Origin of the sequence: Pseudonocardia xinjiangensis, from assembly GCF_012911925.1 — a bacterium.
GTDB classification, from domain to species: Bacteria; Actinomycetota; Actinomycetes; order Mycobacteriales; family Pseudonocardiaceae; genus Pseudonocardia; species Pseudonocardia xinjiangensis.
The window spans coordinates 1-1979 of sequence record NZ_JAAXKY010000293.1; the positions used below are offsets into that span (position 1 = coordinate 1).

Below are 1979 nucleotides of genomic sequence, written 5' to 3' on the forward strand. Positions count from 1 at the left end.
GCGCGAGTTCCCCCCCCACGCGAGGTACGTGCCCACGTACTGCCCGGCGCCGCGCACGCCCTCCAGCAGTGGATGGACCGCACCGGCCTGCAGCGGATGGGACCGTCGCCACTGCGCGTGCAGGTACCCGCTGCCGGCCTCGTCGGCGCCGAGGTCGTAGGTGATCTGGTAGTAGACGACGGCCGGTGTCTCGCCCAGGTTCTCCACGGTGATCCGCGCCGCCGACCGGAAGGGCATGGGCCAGTAGCTGTTGAGGCCCCCGTGCGGGTTCACCGCGATCATCGTGGAGCTGAGCTGCGCGAACCGTCCCCAGCCCTGTCCGAAGAAGTCGCCGACCGGCACCTCGACGGCGGGCGTGTCCGCATCGTCCCAGTAGGCGCGCAGCAGCAGCGACCGCCAGTGGTCGGGATGGGTCGTCATCCACACGTGGGTGATGCGTCCGCATCCCTCGATCGCGGCCAGGTCGATCGTCTCGTGGGCGCCCACCACCACACTCGGCGAGATCTTCCAGCCCTGGCCGAGCTCGCGTCCCGGCTCCGCCCCGGTGCCGGCCGTGGCCCGGCCACCCCGCCCGGACGCGCCCGTCGGGTTCTCCGGGCTGATGGACCGGGTGGTGACCGCCCGGAGACGGGCGATGTCGTGGTCGGACACGGGCGGCTCAGCCCACCAGGCTCGCGCGGCGCCGGACCTCGGCCTCGGTCGGCTCGTCGAGCTGGAACGAGCCGACCGGCACGTCACCGGCACGCTCGTACGTCGCGATCACCACGCCGGTGGTGGACGTATCGCTCCCGACGAGCCGCAGCCCACCGGGCACGGTCCCGGCCCCGAACAGTCGTTTTCCGCTCCCGAGGAGCACCGGGAAGGTCCACACCGTGAACTCGTCGACCAGGTCGCGTTCCAGGAGCGTCTGGAGCAGCACGCTGCTGCCCTGCACCTGCAGGTCCGGCCCGTCCTGGCGTTTGAGTGCGGCCACCGCATCCCCGGCCTCACCCTCGAGCAGCCGGGCGCCGTTCCAGGACACCGTGTCGAGTGTCCGGGACGCGACGTACTTCGTCATGCTGTTGAGCCGGTCCGCGACCGGGTCGTCGCCGACGAAGGGCCAGTGCGCCGCGAAGATCTCGTACGTCCGGCGCCCGAGCAGCAGGTCGTACGGCTTCTCGAAGGCCTCCCCCATCGACCGGGCCATCACGTCGTCCCAGAACGTGACGTTCCAGCCGCCCTTCGTGAACTGCCCTGTCGGGTCCTCCTGCGGGCCTCCGGGGGCCTGCATGACCCCGTCGAGCGAAACGAATGTGGTGACGGCCAGCTTGCGCATCGGGCTCTGCCTTCCTCGTGGTGATCTGAAAGACAGACCGTGCAGGCCACCGGAACTCATCGGCGGGCGGATAGCGTGTAGTACAACCGCGCCACGTCGTCCAGCGGTAGCGGCGCGCCGTCTCCCGCCGACTGCGTGACCTCGACGACGTCGAGCAACCCGACACCGTGCGGCAACGCCGCCGTGCGCAGCGCCAGCGGGCCGGGCACGCCCCGTGCGGTGAGCGCCGCGGCGCGCGAGCCGGCCGTCGCGGCCTCGTGCCCGCTCAGCAGTGCCGGGAGCCGGGGCGCCACCGCGCGGACCGGCGGTCCGAAGCGCCGGGTCTCGGCGTCCACCGGAAGTGGCCGGTCCCGGCGGGTGAGCAGCCAGTGCGCCGCTCGCCTGATCAGCCGGTGCGACTCGCGCACGACCTCGTCGGCCACGGTTGTCGCAACGGTGCCCGGCAGACCGTCGAGCTGCGCCCACAGCTCGGGAAGGTCGAACACGGCGACGGTCACCAGGTAGGCGGCCACGACGTCGGCCGTGGTCGCCGACGCCTCCTCCCGCAGGGAGGACACCCAGGTCATCCCCCCGCGGTCGACGACCTCGTTCGCGAGCGAGGTGGCCACGATCTCCCGCCGCAGCGGGTGGGTGCGGACCGCCTCGGGATGGTGGCGGGTCAGGG

The 1979-nt window shown here is 72.3% G+C and carries 2 protein-coding genes and 1 pseudogene; all 3 read right to left on the reverse strand.

Annotation, left to right across the window (positions count from 1 at the left end; genetic code table 11):
- Nucleotides 1-651 (reverse strand): glycoside hydrolase family 172 protein (locus HF577_RS40020; RefSeq protein ID WP_169400671.1); only part of this gene is annotated, 651 nt, incomplete at its 3' end.
- 7 nt (nt 652-658) lie between these two features.
- A complete protein-coding gene (locus tag HF577_RS37115) occupies nt 659-1315 on the reverse strand; it encodes a dihydrofolate reductase family protein (RefSeq protein ID WP_169400672.1) in 657 nt (218 codons plus the stop codon).
- Nucleotides 1316-1371: 56 nt separating this feature from the next.
- Nucleotides 1372-1979: pseudogene (locus HF577_RS37120) on the reverse strand (NAD-glutamate dehydrogenase domain-containing protein); the annotation flags it as partial.

Excerpts from the sequence above, each read along its gene's own strand:
- HF577_RS37115 (WP_169400672.1), bottom strand. The coding sequence starts at position 1,315 with ATGCGCAAGCTGGCCGTCACCACATTCGTTTCGCTCGACGGGGTCATG.